The sequence below is a fragment of the Streptomyces durocortorensis genome, assembly GCF_031760065.1.
Classification (GTDB): Bacteria; Actinomycetota; Actinomycetes; order Streptomycetales; family Streptomycetaceae; genus Streptomyces.
Map to the genome: position 1 here is coordinate 6,730,003 of NZ_CP134500.1, position 15,231 is coordinate 6,745,233.

Consider the following 15,231-nt stretch of genomic DNA (forward strand, 5'->3'; position numbering starts at 1 on the left):
ACGTCGTCGGGCGCGGTCGTACTGGTCGTACGTGGTCAGTTCTTGGGCTCGACCCAGGCCACGACGGCCCGTGGCCTGCCCGGATGGGGTGCGGTGAAGGCTGCGTACAGGGCCTCGTGGTCACGGCCGTCCACGGTCACCGCCGACCACCCGGCGGACGCGAACCGGGAGGCGATCCCGCCGGGCCAGCCGTGGGTGGCGGACGCGTTGTCGATCACCAGCGTGTGCAGCTGTTCGAGACCGGCCGGGCCCGCGTGGGCGATGGCCTCGTGGTTGCTGCCCTCGTCCAGCTCGGCGTCGCCGATCAGCACCCACACCCGGGGGTCGGTGAGCCCCTGGGCCCGCAATCCCAGCACGGTCCCGACGGCCAGCGGCAGCCCGTGGCCCAGGGACCCGCTGCCGATCTCCGCGCCGGGGACGAGCAGCCGGTCCGGATGGTGCCCGAGCGGCGAGTCGTACGACCCGAAGCCGGGCAGCAGCTCCTCGTCGAAGAACCCGTGTGCCGCGAGGACGGCGTAGTACGCCATCGGCCCGTGCCCCTTGGAGAGCAGGAAGCGGTCCCGCCCGGGGGCGTCGACGGTGGCGGGTGTGACCCGCAGCACCCTGTTGTAGAGGACCCACAGGGCGTCCAGCGTGGAGTGGGCGGCGGGGGCGTGCTTCTCGGCCCCGGTCATCAGGGAGAGGAGGCGAGGGAGGTCCTGGAAGGCCGGGGCGGGAGCCTTCCGATCGGTGAGGGGGCGGTGGTCGTGGGCCGGTGCGGCGATTGTGTTCGTCATGCCGTCCAGCGTTCAACCTCAACCAAGGTCGAGGTCAAGTGCGGAATGGTGTTGGTGACCACCGGTCCGAGTGCGGTATTGTTCTCATGCGCGTTCGGCCAGGGGAAACCCCAGGTCAGGCGGGCAACGGGACGTGGCGCAGCTTGGTAGCGCACTTGACTGGGGGTCAAGGGGTCGCAGGTTCAAATCCTGTCGTCCCGACTGGAGACAGTCGCAGGTCAGGGCCGGTTTCGGAGCAATCCGAAACCGGCCCTTGATCATTTTTGGGGACCAGTTGGGGACCAGCTGGAGGTCCGGCGTCCTTGACCGGGTCAGCGGGTCATGACGATGGGGCCCGGCAGTGAGCGTGGTGCGCGCAGCGCGCTGAAGTGGGCCGAGAGCGCCGTCCCGGCGGCCGTGATCTTGTGGACGTCCGGGTGGAGGTAGCGCTGGGTGGTGGTCAGTGAGCCGTGGCCGGCGATCCTGCGGAGGACGTGTACTTGGACCCCGGCGTCGGCGAACCAGGTGAGTGCGGTGTGCCGGAGGTCGTGGCGGCGCAGATGTTCGTAGCCGAGCTTGGTGACCACGGTGTCCCAGTGTGTGGCGTCGCGCAGGACGGCGGTGGAGATGCGTCCGCCGCGTGGGCCTGTGAACAGGCGGGCGTTCGGATTGGGGCCGGCGGACAGGATGCGCTGGGCGACGAGGGGGCGGATTTCCTCGACGATGGGAACCTTGCGGGCCCGCTTGCCCTTGGTGCCCTTGTCGGTCAGCCCGCCGGGGGCGGGTGTGGTCTGGCGGCGCACGGTCCAGATCCACTGGGTGGTGTCGATGTCTCCGACGCGGCAGCCGGAGATCTCGCCGATCCGTGCGGCGGTGCACGCGGCGAAGATGACCACGTCTCCCCAGCCGCGGTACTCGTCGTGGGAGGCGGCCACGAGCGCGTCGGCCAGTGCGAGGAGTGTTTCCCAGTCGGGCAGGGCGAGCGCGCGTGGGTCGAGGAGTTCGTCCTCGGTCTGCTTGTAGAGCTTCTGCCAGCCGGTCACCCGGGCGGGGTTCACCTTGATGATGCCGTCACGCACTGCCTGCTCCATGACGCGGACCAGGACGGCGATGGTGTTCTTGACCGTTGAGCGGCTGAGCTCGTCGGCGATCCAGTTCTGCACGGTGCGGTCGACAGCGCCGTTGGTGATCATGCGGACCGCGAGGTGGCCCAGGGAGGGCACGACGCGCATCCGCCAGCCGGCGAGATAGGGGTCGAGTGTTTTCAACTCCAGCCCTCGCAGCGCGAGGTCCATGTTCGCGTTGCCGTACTCGGCGAGCTTCATGGTGGCGAGCGACGGGGACAGCCCTGCCTCAGCCGCTTCGATGATGGACTGGAGCCACTCCTGCGCTTCGTCCTCGTCCGCCTTTCCTTCCGACAGGGACAGGCGCCGCTTCGTAGCCGGGTCGAACCAGCGGCCCCGCGCTCGGTAGGGGTGGGGGCGATCAGGCCGGTACTCGATGTCGGTCGTGAGTCGGACACCGACCGGCACAACGGCTCTCTCGGCCGTCATGCGTCTCCGCGCGGGACGGTCCGGCGGCAACGCAGCCATTCCTCAACGTCGACCGTGCTGTACATGACGACGCGTTCCGAAACGGCGACGAACGGCGGGCCCTGGGGCGGCCGGGCAGTGCGCCAACGGCGCAGAGTCGAGGTGTCTACACGCAGGCAAGCGGCGAGGTCGCGCGTCGAATACCAGGAGTTGGTCAGGAGAGACGACCGGCTGTCATCTCGGCTGAATTGAGCATCTTTCTCATTCTTCGTATGCTTCTGATGGTCTGTGTAGGCTGCTATCGGTTCGATGGGCAAGGGCGTTGGATCTCCGGGGGGATGGAGCCATAGGGATACAGTGGAAGGCGGTCGGCGAGAGGCGACGCAGCCCGCAGGTGGAGAGTCAGGGGAGTCTGCGTGCGCCTGAAGCGGTGAGCCCCTTCTGGTGGACTGATCCGCAGTGATGCTCGGGGCAAACGGTGGGCAACAATCATCTGCAGATGCGCCGGTTTGGCTAACCGGCGATGGGCGGCTACACTGCCCTCGCTTGCGGCACGGCGACTGTCAGGTGCTGGGCCGATTGAATGCTTCTCGATGGCGCACCATTTGGGGTGCGTGGCGATCCTTGAGCCTGTCGCAAAGGGCGCCTGACCTGTGAGTTTAGGTGGTGTGCGCTATGTGCATCGTGGGCGTTACGGGCGATATCTTGACGCTGAAATGACGCTCTCAGAGGCATCGTGACGCCCGTTCTGATGGGCCTTCAGGCGCGTTGCCCCGCTGATTAGGCGGCCTTCTGACTGCGCGGGTGTGGCAAGGTGCCGGGAATTTCGTGGTGCTGAGCGATTCCACTCAGCCACCTGCGCAGAGCGCCTGTAGGTTCTTCAGGTTCTTCGTCTGATGGTGGTACACGCCTGGCATGGCCCCTGAGCAGCGGAAACGGCTACTATGCGGCCAAGCTGTAGGCGGTTGGTCCGCGTATGGCCCGGATCTTGGTCGGCACGGAGTGCGCCCCTGACCGTCGGCCCGTGGCGGCGGCGAGCTGGCGGGTTGCTTCGGGACCGGTTGGCGCCGCGTCGGCGGGAACAACGGCAAGGTCTGGGACGACAGCCTCCCGCGCAGCGGAACGCTCCCGCGCTGGCGTGGACTCCTGGAGGTCCTTGACCCCCCGACAGCGCGGGCGGAACGCTCCGCGTCGGCGGGGAGGACCTGGAGTGGTGCCTTGGGCACGCGGTGCTCATTTTCAAGCACCGACCCCTCGCGTTTCCGTAGGTCAGAGGCCGTTTTCAGGAACCTTCTATTCCTCCTCCCGGGGCCTGCTCGCCGACGGCCGCCAGCAGGTCTCGCGGGGCTGGTCTCACCGATGGAGGAAGCAATCCTGGCGGATCAAAAGAGGACGGCCACCGCCCTGCAGGACGGCCGATCGATCGCGACGCCGACTGTGGGATCCGGCACGAGAAAAGGAGACCCGCACAGAAGGCAGGGGCGAGCAGCCCGGCACCTCATCCCTGTACGGGCCTCACTGCACTCCTGACGGCTTGCCAGGTGATCTTCGGGCCCCCTCCCCGGCCGCCGGGACCCCTGGCAGGCCCGCAGAAGGGCACACAGCGATCCCCTCCATCGGGCCCACACCGGACACCCCAACCCGCCATCACCGGCCCCGGGCGGCCGGTCGCCCGGCAGCCGGAACCCGGTTCGCGGGAGACCGAACACGAACAGGCCACGAACGCCCGTCAGCCCTCCGGGTTCGGCGGCCAGACCCCCCAGAGCGACCACGCGTCGACCACGGAGCCAAGCTCTTCGGCGAACCGGCCCCTGCCGCCGACAGCCAGCCAGGTAGCCCACTGGCGCACGGCACCCGCCGTCCAGTCAGCGATCTGGAGCTGCGGGTAGTCGCGGCTGTCCGCGAAGGAGATGTGGCTGGCCGCCTGCCGGCTGGCCTTCCCGGGGCGGGCCGGATCGGGGAGCAGATGCACGGTGCTCAGGTTCGTCGAGTGGCGGTCGATGACCTTGGAGTCGTCGTGGACGAGGCGGAAGTCCCCGAGGTCTTCCCGGAATCCGACGGCTATGACGTAGAGCGCCGGAATGGCAGGGTCGAGCGAATCGTCCCTCTCCTCCGGGCTGGTGGCGTCGGCCACGGGACGGCAGTGCTCCAGGAGCTCCAGCCAGTGCGCCAGTTTCTTACTCTGCGCGGCGACCGACTTCCTGTGTTCGGCGATGGAGTCGAACAGGTCGTCGGTGCTGGTCTTCCGCCTCATCCAGCCGACGAACGCCTCCTGCATCTTCCTGTGGGTGATCTCCAAGCCGGAGACGAGACCCGTGAGGTGCAACGCCTCAGCCAGGGCCAGTGCGCCGTTCTCGTAGAGGTTGAGTCCGTCCTGGTGGGCCAGGGGCTCAACGAGGATGTCGACCATCTTGGTGGTGACCATGAACCCTTTGTGTGCGTAGCTGACCCGAACGCTTCCCTCCGGGAGCTGCGCGAACGCCCGCATCAGGGCCTTCCGGCCGCCCGAGGAGCGCACCAGCGAGGTGTACTTTGGCTCCTTCTGGGAGGGCGGTATGTCAGCCTTGATCTCGTCCACGATGGACGCGGCCAGGTCGTCGGGCAGGTGCACTCCGGCCACGCTGAATACGGGCTGGTTCGGGTCGAGGAGGTTCTGCCCGGAGTTCATTGACTCGTCCGCGTAGACGACGGGGAGCGAGGCGATGTGCGCTTCCATTCCTGGAGCGTGCCGGACGCGATCCGGACGGTCTACCGGTTTCGGGTCACTTCCGTGTCCGGATACACCGCTGCCCCCGGCCGGTGGGGGAACCGGACGGGAGCAGAAGCCTCTTCGAGGCTACTCGGAGGTGAGGGCCTGCGTGGGGAAAGTGACGTTCGGAACACTCCCGCGGACGCGGCGGGGACTCCGCTGCACCGCACATTCACCGCGTCTTCCTCGCCGACAAGGGTGTTGGTCATTCTCCTGTGGGGGCCGCCACCCCCGGCCGGATTCGTACGAGATGGGCTCCTGACCTGCGCTTCCCAATTCCGTGGGTATCTGCGTCGGATGCTTGTAACACGGCATCGCCGGTTGGCCAAACCGGTACTTCTCCTGATGATTGTCTGCGTCGGCTGACGGGTGCCGCGGAGGCATAAATCTGGGGACCAAGGCTGGGGACCAGTGCGCCGTGCACGTAGTTGCCTCGCGCTGTCGGTGTTGCAGAAGAGCATGCAAATGATGGAGCGGCGTCCTTAACCGGTTCGACGGAGCGCCGTTCTGGTGTCCGGAAGGGGTAGCGGTATCTCGTGGCTCAGGGCTTCAAGGAGTAGAAGGTGGGGACTTGTGGGTAGCGAGCTGACAATGGCTGATGTTCCGCTCGGGCCGTTCGCGGGCTCGTTGATTACGGTGTATTCGGCCAAGAGCAAGGCGGTCAAACTGCACGGGTCCAGGCAATGCAGACAACTGCGCACGTCCGATGTGATGACTGCCAAAGTCTCCCTGGATGAAGCCGTGCTGAGGCGGTTGTGCACGCGATGCGCCGCGCGGGGAGCCGGCGGTCGGCCGGGTACGGGACTGGGCATGTTCTTGCTGGCTATCGGCGAAACGGGCTTGTTGTGTCATTTGCAGTCGTACAGGGAGCCAGACGAAGACGAGTGCTGGACCGACCATGAGGCACGGGGAGCCGCTGAGCTTCTTCGTGTTCAACAGAGACTCGACGGTCTTGACGGCGAGGACGAGGAGGATGACGCATCGCTACGGAAGGCGCGTGAAGAGGCCGAGAATCTGCGGGGTCTGATCTTCTCGCATTGGTGCGGCGCGCGAGGAAGCCTGCTTGAGGCAGAGGCTCTGCTCACTTACTTTCCCTGGGTGGAAGAGTGGGCGAAGCCCTCGCTAAGGATCAAGGCGCGGTACTTGGAGACCCTTCGAGCACAGGCGGCCCGGTTCGTGGACCGGGAGGAACTTGTCGTGGCTGCTGCTGCCATGGCTCTTCCTATGCCTGAGCTGCCGTGTGCGGATCCGGCTTTTGCGGTGCTCGGCGGCAGCCGGGTGTCCAGTGCGCTCGTGCGCTTGTGGCGCCGATGGCAGAGTACGGCTGCGCGGATCTGGGAGGGACCGGGTGCGCGTGCGTACCTCTCGTGCGAGATCGTCCGAGGTATCCGCAGTAGCCAGAAGGGGCGCGGCGCGGCCCGAGCTGAGGCTGCACGCCTGATTGAGTCTTGGGAGGAACTGGCCAGGGCAGCTGCGGCGCCGTTGGACCGGGTTCCGAAACGTCGGCTGACGGGGCATGTACCGCACGCGTCTGCCGGCACGCCACGTCATGTTGTTACGGACTTCCTGGACGGGCTGGACGAGTGGACGCTCGGTGTGCTGGTCACGTGGGCCGTGCAGCCGGAATGGGGGAGCGGCGTCCTCACGCTGGAAGTTCCTGATCTCGTCGCCGAACGACTGCTTGGCCCGGCGAGCGGGCTTCCGTGCAGCCCAGCAGACTGGACGGCGGATTCGCCCAAGCACGAGGGCCGCACCGGAAGTGAGCCGGGCAGGCTCCGCCCAGGCGTCTTCGATGACACCCCGGTCTTCGACCGATGCCCCGTCACGCTCGATCACATCCGTGCACTGCGCACACTGGCACCCACGGCCGACCCGTTGCACCTCGTCTTCTCAGCGAGCGGGGGAGCGGAAGTGCTGCCTCTCAGCACCCTCGAGAGGCGGCTGACCAAGGGCTGGCTGGACGTCCTCATAGCTGGCGCCAGTGACCTGCCCGCAAGCCTGATCGGTCCGGAGGAGCCGGAGCGCAATCACGATTCCGAAGTGCGTGCCACTCAGCTGCCCGGTCGCGGCCAAGACGTCCACGATCCGCATTTCGGCGAAAGTCTGGGCCTTGCCGAAGGCCGGCACCGAACCCTCCGCCAGACCTACGGAACCGAAGCTCGCCAACTCAATCTTCGCCTGCTCGCCCTCGCGCGCGGCGCGCACGACCTGCGAAGCCTGGACGCCGGACGGCCTAGCGGACTGCCGACAGAGGTATGGCACGGCCTCCTCACAGAGGACCGCCTCAACCTCGCGCCATTCCGCAAACCCGGCAGCAACCGGCGGGGGAGCGGCAGCGCCCTCCCTTTGGGCCCCCTGGCCGCAGTCCAGCTCTACACCACCAACGCCAACCCTCTCATCGAGGGCAAGGGCCACTCGCCTCTGTGCCGGCACGCCCAACACAGCGCGGCGGTAGTGCGCGGAGACGACCTCCTGGCCGTCGCCGATCTCATGGCGCGCACCGACTCCGACTGGTGCAGCAAGTGTGGCGGCTACGCCCTCCGCAGACTTACCGACACCCAGCTCTCCTACTACCGCGCGGCTCACCGACTGCACGACATCAAAGAGCAGCTTGACAACCAGACCGGAGGACCCGACGCAGACCCCTCTGGGGTTATCGCCTGCCTGGACGAACTGGCGACATGGCAGCCGGTCGATGATGCAGAGTGGTGCAGCAGCGACTCCTGGCAATGGCAGGAAACCGTCCGCGAGCTTACGCGAATGGCCGCCAGGTCTCATGCCGTCACACGGCCCTCGTGAGTCGGCCACTCGACCTGCCGACGGCCCTCGGGGGCGCGTGAGTCCTAGACATGCTGCGGGGACCCGGGGCCGGTCCGTAATCGACGCTTCGGCAAGCCCGCCGGCCCGGGTCGCCCTGCTCAGAGTCGGTGAGATTGCCCCGGTACGACTCGCCTCAGCGCGGCGGGCTGGGCGACGGCTTAACTGAAGAGGGTGTGGCGGGGTCGATCTCGGGCGTCGTCCAACTCCGGGTGCGGGTCACACCGTGTGCCCGGCACCGCGAAGCAGTGGCGGGTTGAGCAGCCAGGCGTCACCGCGGCGGTAGAGGGCAGCCGGGCGGCCGGTGGGGGGGAAGCGTTGATCGCCGGTGGGCTTGACGAAGCCCGTGGTGTTGAGCACCTTGCGGCGGAAGTTACTCGGGTCCAGTTGCTGGCCCCAGATCACTTCGTAGACCGCGCGCAACTCGCTCAGGGTGAAGAGTTCCCCGCAGAAGGCCGTGGCGACGGCGGTGTATTCGAGCTTGCTCCGTACCTGCTCCAGGGCTTCGGCGAGGATCGCCGGATGATCGAACGCCAACGCCGCCTGCTTCCCTTCCAGCTGGGAGACGGGAGCCCAATAGGCGCGCCGGGCGTCGGTGCCGCCCACGGGGGCGGGCAGATCCGGTCCCAATGCGAGATAAGCGATCGTGACCACTCGCCCCCTCGGGTCGCGTCGGGGGTCTCCGTAGGCACCGAGTTGTTCGAGGTGCAACTTGTCCGCCCGCTCAAGATCAGCCATACACAGGGAGATGGCTCGCATGACTGCTTTTCTGTTCGGAATACTCAGCTCGCTTGCAGCCAGCGCGATCATCCTCGTCCTCGGCCTCGTACGCGGCTCCCGCCCTCTGTGGTGGCTGGTCGCGGTCTGCTCGCGCCTCACCGGCACAGGGCTCGCCCGTGTGTACCGTCACCAGTCGTCCGCCGAAGGCGACATCGCCCGCGACCTCGGCCAAGCCAGTTGGATCAAGGTCATGGCGGGACGAGGCAACGTACTCACCCGCGAGGTCTTCTCACCCTTGTGGTCGGGGCAGCTATCCCCGGGGTCCGTCCAGGTACTGCTGCCCGACACGCTCGCGTCGGGCGACTCCTGGCTCGACCGACGCTCACAGGATCTACGCCTCTTCGATCCCGGCTTCACGCCCGACCTGCTCAAGAACCAGGTTCGGGCGAACATGGACTACATCGCCCAGGTGAGCCGCGCGCAACCCCACGTGGAACTGCGCAGCTTCAACCTCCCCAACACCTGCCGCGTGATCGCCACGGACCGGGTGGCCTACCTCACCTTCTACAGCAGCTCCAGCCACGGCAGGAACTCCCCTTGCCTATACGCCCGGGCCCCCGGACTCCTGTACTCGATAGCCCTCCAACAGTTTGACGTGGCCTGGACAAACGGTTCCTCAGCTCGCCCAACTCCCTGACCTCTACCGACCCGATGGCTAAGAACGACTCAACCAGGGGAACACGGCGTGAGTGCGCCGGTCGATGTCCACCGCCCAGGCCGCCACGTACGGCACCCTCACTGTTCTGTCGCAGTCCGCGCCTGGCCCGGTGCCCGAACCCGGCGACGGACGGCGGCGCCGCGCAGATTAGACGCCGTTTACTATGAGCTCGTAACACGATCATGAGCGGGCCTTCTTGAGGCGTCTGAAGCAGATGAGGCTGCAGGCGAGGGAGGCGAAGGCGTCGTGGAGTTCGGTGCGGCGTTCCCAGCGCACAGCGAGGCGCTTGAAGTGGTGGAGCAGGGCGAAGGTCTGCTCGACGACGTATCGCAGCCTGCCGATGCCCTTGATGTTCGGTGATCCCTTGCGGGAGATGACCGGCAGGATTCGTCGGCGACGCAGCGCGTCGCGGTTGGGGTCGGAGTCGTAGCCTTTGCCGCCGAGCAGGGCCTCTGGCCGTCGGCGGGGTCGGCCGGGCGGCCTGCGACGGGCGGGATGCCGTCGACCAGGGCGAGGGTCTGGGTGACATCGTTGAGGTTGGCCGCGGTCGTGATGACCTTGAGCGGGGTACCGCGTCCGTCGCAGATCAGGTGGTGCTTGCTGCCCGTCTTCCGCCGGTCGACCGGCGACGGACCGGTGTCGGCTCCCCTTTTTTCGCGCGGATGTGAGAACCGTCCACACACGCACGCGACCAGTCGAGTTCGCCGGCCGCGTTCAGCCCGGAGAGCAGGATCCGATGCAACTGGTCGAAGACCCCAGCCTCCTGCCACCGCTCCAGCCGGCGCCAGCACGTCTGCCCCGAGCCGAACCCCAGTTCCAGCGGCAGCAGTTGCCAGGCTATGTCGTTGTACAGGACGAACAGGATGCCCTGGAGGCAGAGCCGGTCCGACACCGGCCTCGGCCCCGGAGACCGCTCCGGCCACGGCGGCAGCAACGGCTCGACCAGAGCCCACAACTCATCGTCCACGATCCACGGTCGGGTACCTACACCCTCACGAACGGCCGAATCATCACACCGGTAACGGCCTACCGGGACGATTCAGCAAGATCGTGTTACGAGCTATAAGAGAAAGAGAAACCGGGGTCTCCGTCGTCACCCCGACACCTTGCGGCGCTCACACCACCTTCGGTCCCTACAGGTGGGGCACCAGGAAGAGACCAGGGAACGGGCGACCGCCTACCGCACGGAGCGGGCAGGGCGCGCACCACCTTCGGTCCCTACTACTGGGGCAGGAGAGAGCGCGGGAATACCGCGCACCCACCCGAGGGGGAAACCGGCGGGCCGAGTGCCGGCGCTCTCTCACCAGCGTTGCCCGTGCACCACGCACCCGCGAGGGTGGCCGCAGGGGTCGTGAGGCAACGCGCGGGGACCGTACCGCCCACCAGTAACCGGCCCTCGCGGGCGCTTAACGGGGTTGAAGCGCGTGCGGTCCCCATAGAGATCCCCACTGAGTGTGGAGCAGGTAGACGCGGGCCGAACATGTCCCTGTCTACGTCATTCCCGCGAGCGCGAGATTGTCCAGGGGGACGGGGCTGCCGCTCATGCCCCCACCCGACACATCCCCGCAAGCGCAGGGAAGACGCTCAACCTACCAGTCCGCAGACCCAACGGCAGAGGTGCGTGGTACCGGCCCCCTCGCGGGGAGATCCGTACGCAATCCGCAGAGATCCCCGGTTCGAGTCCGGGGGCGGGCACACATTGACGAACACCACCAGGGGGACGCACATGCGCTGTATCGACTGCACCGAGCCCGCGACCCATCGGGGCCGCTGCAAGAACCACCACGCCACGTACGAGGGTCGTCCGAACGTCCGCTCTCGGCGGGCACGGGGACGACGACGGGCGAACCGTAGGGACGGTGCCGCTCGGCTTCGTCTGCGAGTGCAGGAACGAGGGTCGGCCTGGTGCGACTGGTGCTTGGGCGACTTCCCCGCGGACGGGGTGGACGTGGACCACGTGCGGCCCGTCGCCCTCCGTGGCGAGGACACAGACGGCAATGTGCAAGTGCTGTGCCACGGATGCCACCGGGTAAAGACTGGCGAGGACTTCCCCGGTGGAGTGTCCCCCACTTCCTAGAGGTGCCTTACGACACCGGGGCCGGTTCATCTGACGGCTGCGTGTCGCGACTGATCAGGTACGCGACGAGCAGAGCGCCTAGGCCGAGGGCGGTTGCCCCTCGGATGATCTCCAGTTGGACGCGCTCGGAGACGTTCCCAACACGGACTCGATGTTTCTTGCCGAAGCGGACTTCAACGCTGTTGTCCGGCGCTGGCGTAGTGCTCATGTCGTCAGGCATGGAGGCAGAACACCGTGTCCCGGGAGGTACGTCAAATTCCGCATCGCACGCACGCTGAGCGGAGCGCTGCGGGCCCTGTGAGGTACGAGTCACCGCGACGTGAACCACGCCGCGAGCCCGCTTCCTGTGGCTGTGGCGAGGGCTGCCACGAGCCACCCGGGGACGCACTGAATCGTCAAGTGGACACCACCGCAACGGAGTTCAAAGACGGGGCGGGCTGGAGGGTGCTTGGTGTCGTTCGGCATGGCTCTATGAGATCGCATGAAACGGCCATCCCCTATGCCCATGGGCATAGCAGCCCCGTCAAAGGCGTCAAAGATCATCTTGGGCCCTCGCCGGGGCCGGAGCCTAGGGCTTCACCGCGAGGTGAACCACGCGGCGAGCACGCTCCCCGTGCCCGTCGCGAGGGATGCCACCAGCCATCCGGGGACACGCTGAACCGTCAAGTGGAGTCCTCCGCAGTGAAGTTCGAGAAACGCCGCAGGGACAGAAGTTGACTTCTTTTCCATGCCTCAAGCCCATCACGGGCCCGCGCCGGGTGAACAGGTCTTTTCACCGGGCTTCTTCCGGCCCTTTACCGGAACTTTGGAGGTACCCCCTGCCCCGAAGACCCCGCCCTGTGTTCTGTCTCCGGGTGCCCCGAGCCAGTTACCGGCTTGTGAGCCATGCGGCGAGCGCGCTACCTGTGGTCGTGGCGAGGGCTGCCACGAGCCACCCGGGGACGCGCTGAATCGTCACGTGGAGCCCACCACAGCGAAGTTCAAACGCGGGTGCCTGGTGTGTGTCCGTCTTCTTGGTCATGGGCTCTATCCAAACGGGCCCGAGGTGGCGTCGATACGCCATACCTCTGCCACTTCATTGCCACTTTCCCCGCAGTGATGCCCGACTTGTCTGCACCTGCATACGGCGGACGGCATGTCAACGCCAAACCTTGGCCACCTTGCCGCCACTTTGGCCCCTGCCTTGGAGGTGACCACCATGCCTCGCAGACCCCGTCCCCCGTGTTCTGTCCCCGGGTGCCCCGAGCTGACCCCCCGTGGTGGTCGCTGTCTGCAGCACACCAGGGAAGCGAACGCGGACCGTGCGTCGCGTGGTGGAGCCGTTTACACAGCGTGGTGGCAGCGCGTCCGGCGTGCGCACCTGTACGCGAACCCGTGGTGCGTGCTGTGCGGTCAGCCGGCGAACGTTGCGAACCATCACCCTGAGTCGCGCCGCGAGTTGATCGCGCGGGGTGAGCCGAACTCTGACGCTGCGAAGCATCTGCGTCCGTTGTGCGTCGGGTGTCACAACCGAGAAACCGCACGCAATCAGCCTGGCGGATTCGCCGCGGAAGCACGGTCACGGCGCGAGGTGAACGAACGCCCGCCGTTTTGACCAGGTGGGTACTCCCCTCTCTCTCCGAGATTGAGCGGCAGGGAGGAAAAACTCTTATGGTCAAACTGACGATTTCTGTGGAGGTGCCCGCCGTGGCAGTACCAGGGCGAAAGCCGAATTCCCACATCGCAGCCGTACGCGAAGAGCTCGTAACACGATCATGAGCGGGACTTCTTGAGGCGTCGGTAGCAGATGAGGCTGCAGGCGAGGGAGACGAAGGCGTCGTGGAGTTCGGTGCGGCGTTCCCAGCGCACGGCGAGCCGCTTGAAGTGGTGGAGCAGGGCGAAGGTCTGCTCGACGACGTAGCGGAGCTTGCCGATGCTCTTGATGTTGGGTGATCCCTTGCGCGAGATGACAGGCAGGATCCGGCGCTCGCGCAGCGCCTTCCGGTTAGGGTTGGAGTCGTAGCCCTTGTCGCCGAGCAGGGCGTCCGGTCGGCGGCGAGGCCGGCCCGCGAAGGATGGGATGCCGTCGACCAGGGCGAGGGTCCGGGTGACGTCGTTGACGTTCGCCGCGGTCGTGATGACCTTGAGCGGGGTGCCGCGACCGTCATAGATCAAGTGGTGCTTGCTGCCGGTCTTGCGCCGGTCGACTGGCGACGGACCGGTGTCGGCACCCCCTTTTTCGCCCGGACGTGGGAGCCGTCCACGCAGGCCCGCGACCAGTCGAGCTCGCCGGCCGCGTTCAGCTCGGCGAGCAGGACCCGGTGCAGCTGGTCGAAGACTCCTGCCTTCTGCCACCGGCCCAGTCGGCGCCAGCACGTTTGCCCCGAGCCGAACCCCAACTCCCGGGGCAGGAGTTGCCAGGCTATGTCGTTGTAGAGGACGAACAGGATGCCCTGCAGACAGAGCCGGTCCGGCACCGGCCGAGGCCCTGGAGACCGTTCCGGCCAAGGCGGCAGGAGCGGCTTGACCAGCGCCCACAAGTCGTCGTCCACGATCCACGGCCGAGTACTCACATCATCACGAACGGCCGAATCGTCACACCGGTCACGGCCAACCAGGCCACTTCAACAAGATCGTGTTACGAGCTCTATGGCTGTCAGAGCGGCATGAGAGTCTCCCGGCATGAGCTACGACTTTGCTGTCTGGCTTCATCGCCATTTGACCTGAGGTAACGGCTCAGCCTGGGCATGGCCAGTTGAGTGGTAGGGCGTTCTTTCTGCGTGGCTGGCTCAGTCCAATCGTCGGTGCATCCGCTACGAGATACGAGCCTGCACTGTTCGAACTCGTCTGCCCATGATGAGTTTGAGTCGACTATGTACGATGCGTTGAAACGATCAGTAAGCTCGTGATGCTGCTGGTCAGTTCGAGTTGCGGGGGTCGGATGCGGGACCTGCTCTACTTCTCTCGGGAGAAACTCCGGCATTTCCATGGCGGCCCGGAGGACTTCCCAGGAGGCCGCTCCATCGAGGTCGAGGCGACGGCGTTCGGTGTCGGGGGCCGGGTAGCGGTCGGCGAGTCCGTCTCGGCCGGAGCTAGTAGGTCTGAGGGACCGGACCTGGAAACGGTCATCGCCCACCTCGAGAAGACGTGCACGGCGCATACGGCGGTCCCGGCCTCGTGCCGATCCATCGGAGCGTATGAGTGGGTGGAGTTCTCGGGCTCGTTCCACCGAGGGCCCCGTGTGCGGGACTGGGGTCTGCGCGACAAGGGTGTGTACACGTTCACCTCTCACGAGAACCCCTTGTTGTGCCCCCAGTTCACAGGTGAAGCCGAGTGTTCGGGCATCGAGGTGCTGCTGTGTGGTTCCGCGCAGCACGTCATCGGAGAGGACGACCAACCTCGTACCCGGATGGGGTCCGGGTCGGACTGGCTGCACGACATGGCTGCTGAGTTAGTCGCCTTGGAGGAACGCGGTGAGACGACTCTCCCTGAATCCCTCGTGCGCACTCCGCGAGAGATGCAGGAGTACGCGGCCAGAGTGGCTCACGACATGATGGTCTCCTGGCGACAAGGACCCGTCCATGTGCACGGGCACGCGCGAGTTCTGTGCAACTTCGAAGCTGTGGACGGGCAGCACCGGTTGATCGTGGCGAGCCCGCTGTACGTCGAGACCGCCCCGCCTCCGAGGGACGGGGCCTTGGCTCCGCAACCCACACGGCGCCGATGGCCCTGGAGGTTCAGGGTCTACCCGCCGGCGCGTTGATTTGGGGCCCTGGGCGGACCACCCGGGGCGGTGCGAGTTAAGCGTTCCGGTAGGGGCGAGACGAGAGAAAACAGTCGTCGCCTGCTCCGGCGGGGTTCTGCAGGCGCTGGCGGGTTGCGCG

8 protein-coding genes, 1 tRNA gene and 2 pseudogenes are annotated in these 15,231 nt (G+C 66.6%); 5 read left to right on the plus strand and 6 right to left on the minus strand.

Going from position 1 to position 15,231, the window contains the following annotated elements:
• Positions 1-35: 35 nt before the first annotated feature.
• The gene (locus RI138_RS29715) at positions 36-776 is read right to left on the minus strand and encodes a transketolase (RefSeq protein ID WP_398864008.1); all 741 of its coding nucleotides are present in this window, start codon (positions 774-776) and stop codon (positions 36-38) included.
• Positions 777-903: 127 nt separating this feature from the next.
• On the opposite strand from RI138_RS29715, the gene RI138_RS29720 reads away from it, so the two are divergent.
• Positions 904-977: transfer RNA gene (locus RI138_RS29720), tRNA-Pro, on the plus strand.
• Positions 978-1,087: 110 nt separating this feature from the next.
• On the opposite strand, the gene RI138_RS29725 is transcribed toward RI138_RS29720, so the two are convergent.
• Positions 1,088-2,308, minus strand: coding sequence for a tyrosine-type recombinase/integrase (locus RI138_RS29725; protein ID WP_311122365.1), 1,221 nt, complete (start codon positions 2,306-2,308; stop codon positions 1,088-1,090).
• 1,708 nt (positions 2,309-4,016) lie between these two features.
• Positions 4,017-5,003: a DUF3800 domain-containing protein gene (locus RI138_RS29730; RefSeq protein WP_006128982.1), complete on the minus strand. Its 987-nt coding sequence runs from the start codon at positions 5,001-5,003 to the stop codon at positions 4,017-4,019.
• 606 nt (positions 5,004-5,609) lie between these two features.
• On the opposite strand from RI138_RS29730, the gene RI138_RS29735 reads away from it, so the two are divergent.
• Complete coding sequence (locus tag RI138_RS29735) at positions 5,610-7,835, plus strand: hypothetical protein (protein WP_311122366.1); 2,226 nt, start codon at positions 5,610-5,612, stop codon at positions 7,833-7,835.
• A gap of 237 nt (positions 7,836-8,072) precedes the next feature.
• Here RI138_RS29735 and RI138_RS29740 read toward each other — a convergent pair.
• A pseudogene (locus RI138_RS29740) lies at positions 8,073-8,561 on the minus strand (NUDIX hydrolase); the annotation flags it as partial.
• A gap of 49 nt (positions 8,562-8,610) precedes the next feature.
• On the opposite strand from RI138_RS29740, the gene RI138_RS29745 reads away from it, so the two are divergent.
• Entirely contained in the window at positions 8,611-9,270 is a 660-nt protein-coding gene (locus RI138_RS29745) for a hypothetical protein (RefSeq protein WP_311122367.1), read from the plus strand.
• 201 nt (positions 9,271-9,471) lie between these two features.
• Here the strand turns inward: RI138_RS29745 and RI138_RS29750 are convergent.
• Positions 9,472-10,261, minus strand: a pseudogene (locus tag RI138_RS29750) (IS5 family transposase).
• Positions 10,262-11,017: 756 nt separating this feature from the next.
• Between RI138_RS29750 and RI138_RS29755 the strand changes: the two are divergent.
• Positions 11,018-11,368, plus strand: coding sequence for an HNH endonuclease (locus RI138_RS29755; protein ID WP_006128990.1), 351 nt, complete (start codon positions 11,018-11,020; stop codon positions 11,366-11,368).
• A 1,752-nt stretch (positions 11,369-13,120) separates the two neighbouring features.
• On the opposite strand, the gene RI138_RS29760 is transcribed toward RI138_RS29755, so the two are convergent.
• Positions 13,121-13,920, minus strand: a protein-coding gene (locus tag RI138_RS29760; protein WP_311122368.1) for an IS5 family transposase whose coding sequence is annotated in 2 segments (ribosomal slippage) — positions 13,121-13,600 and positions 13,603-13,920 — 798 coding nt in all. Because the reading frame shifts where the segments join, the coding sequence is not laid out codon by codon here.
• Positions 13,921-14,288: 368 nt separating this feature from the next.
• On the opposite strand from RI138_RS29760, the gene RI138_RS29765 reads away from it, so the two are divergent.
• The gene (locus tag RI138_RS29765) at positions 14,289-15,110 is read left to right on the plus strand and encodes an SAVMC3_10250 family protein (RefSeq protein ID WP_311123059.1); all 822 of its coding nucleotides are present in this window, start codon (positions 14,289-14,291) and stop codon (positions 15,108-15,110) included.
• Positions 15,111-15,231: the final 121 nt, after the last annotated feature.

Bases quoted from the DNA above. Each gene is read 5' to 3' on its own strand.
- RI138_RS29730 (WP_006128982.1), bottom strand. From the start codon at position 5,003: ATGGAAGCGCACATCGCCTCGCTCCCCGTCGTCTACGCGGACGAGTCA.
- RI138_RS29725 (WP_311122365.1), bottom strand. From the start codon at position 2,308: ATGACGGCCGAGAGAGCCGTTGTGCCGGTCGGTGTCCGACTCACGACC.
- RI138_RS29755 (WP_006128990.1), top strand. From the start codon at position 11,018: ATGCGCTGTATCGACTGCACCGAGCCCGCGACCCATCGGGGCCGCTGC.
- RI138_RS29715 (WP_398864008.1), bottom strand. From the start codon at position 776: ATGACGAACACAATCGCCGCACCGGCCCACGACCACCGCCCCCTCACC.
- RI138_RS29745 (WP_311122367.1), top strand. From the start codon at position 8,611: ATGACTGCTTTTCTGTTCGGAATACTCAGCTCGCTTGCAGCCAGCGCG.
- RI138_RS29765 (WP_311123059.1), top strand. From the start codon at position 14,289: ATGCGGGACCTGCTCTACTTCTCTCGGGAGAAACTCCGGCATTTCCAT.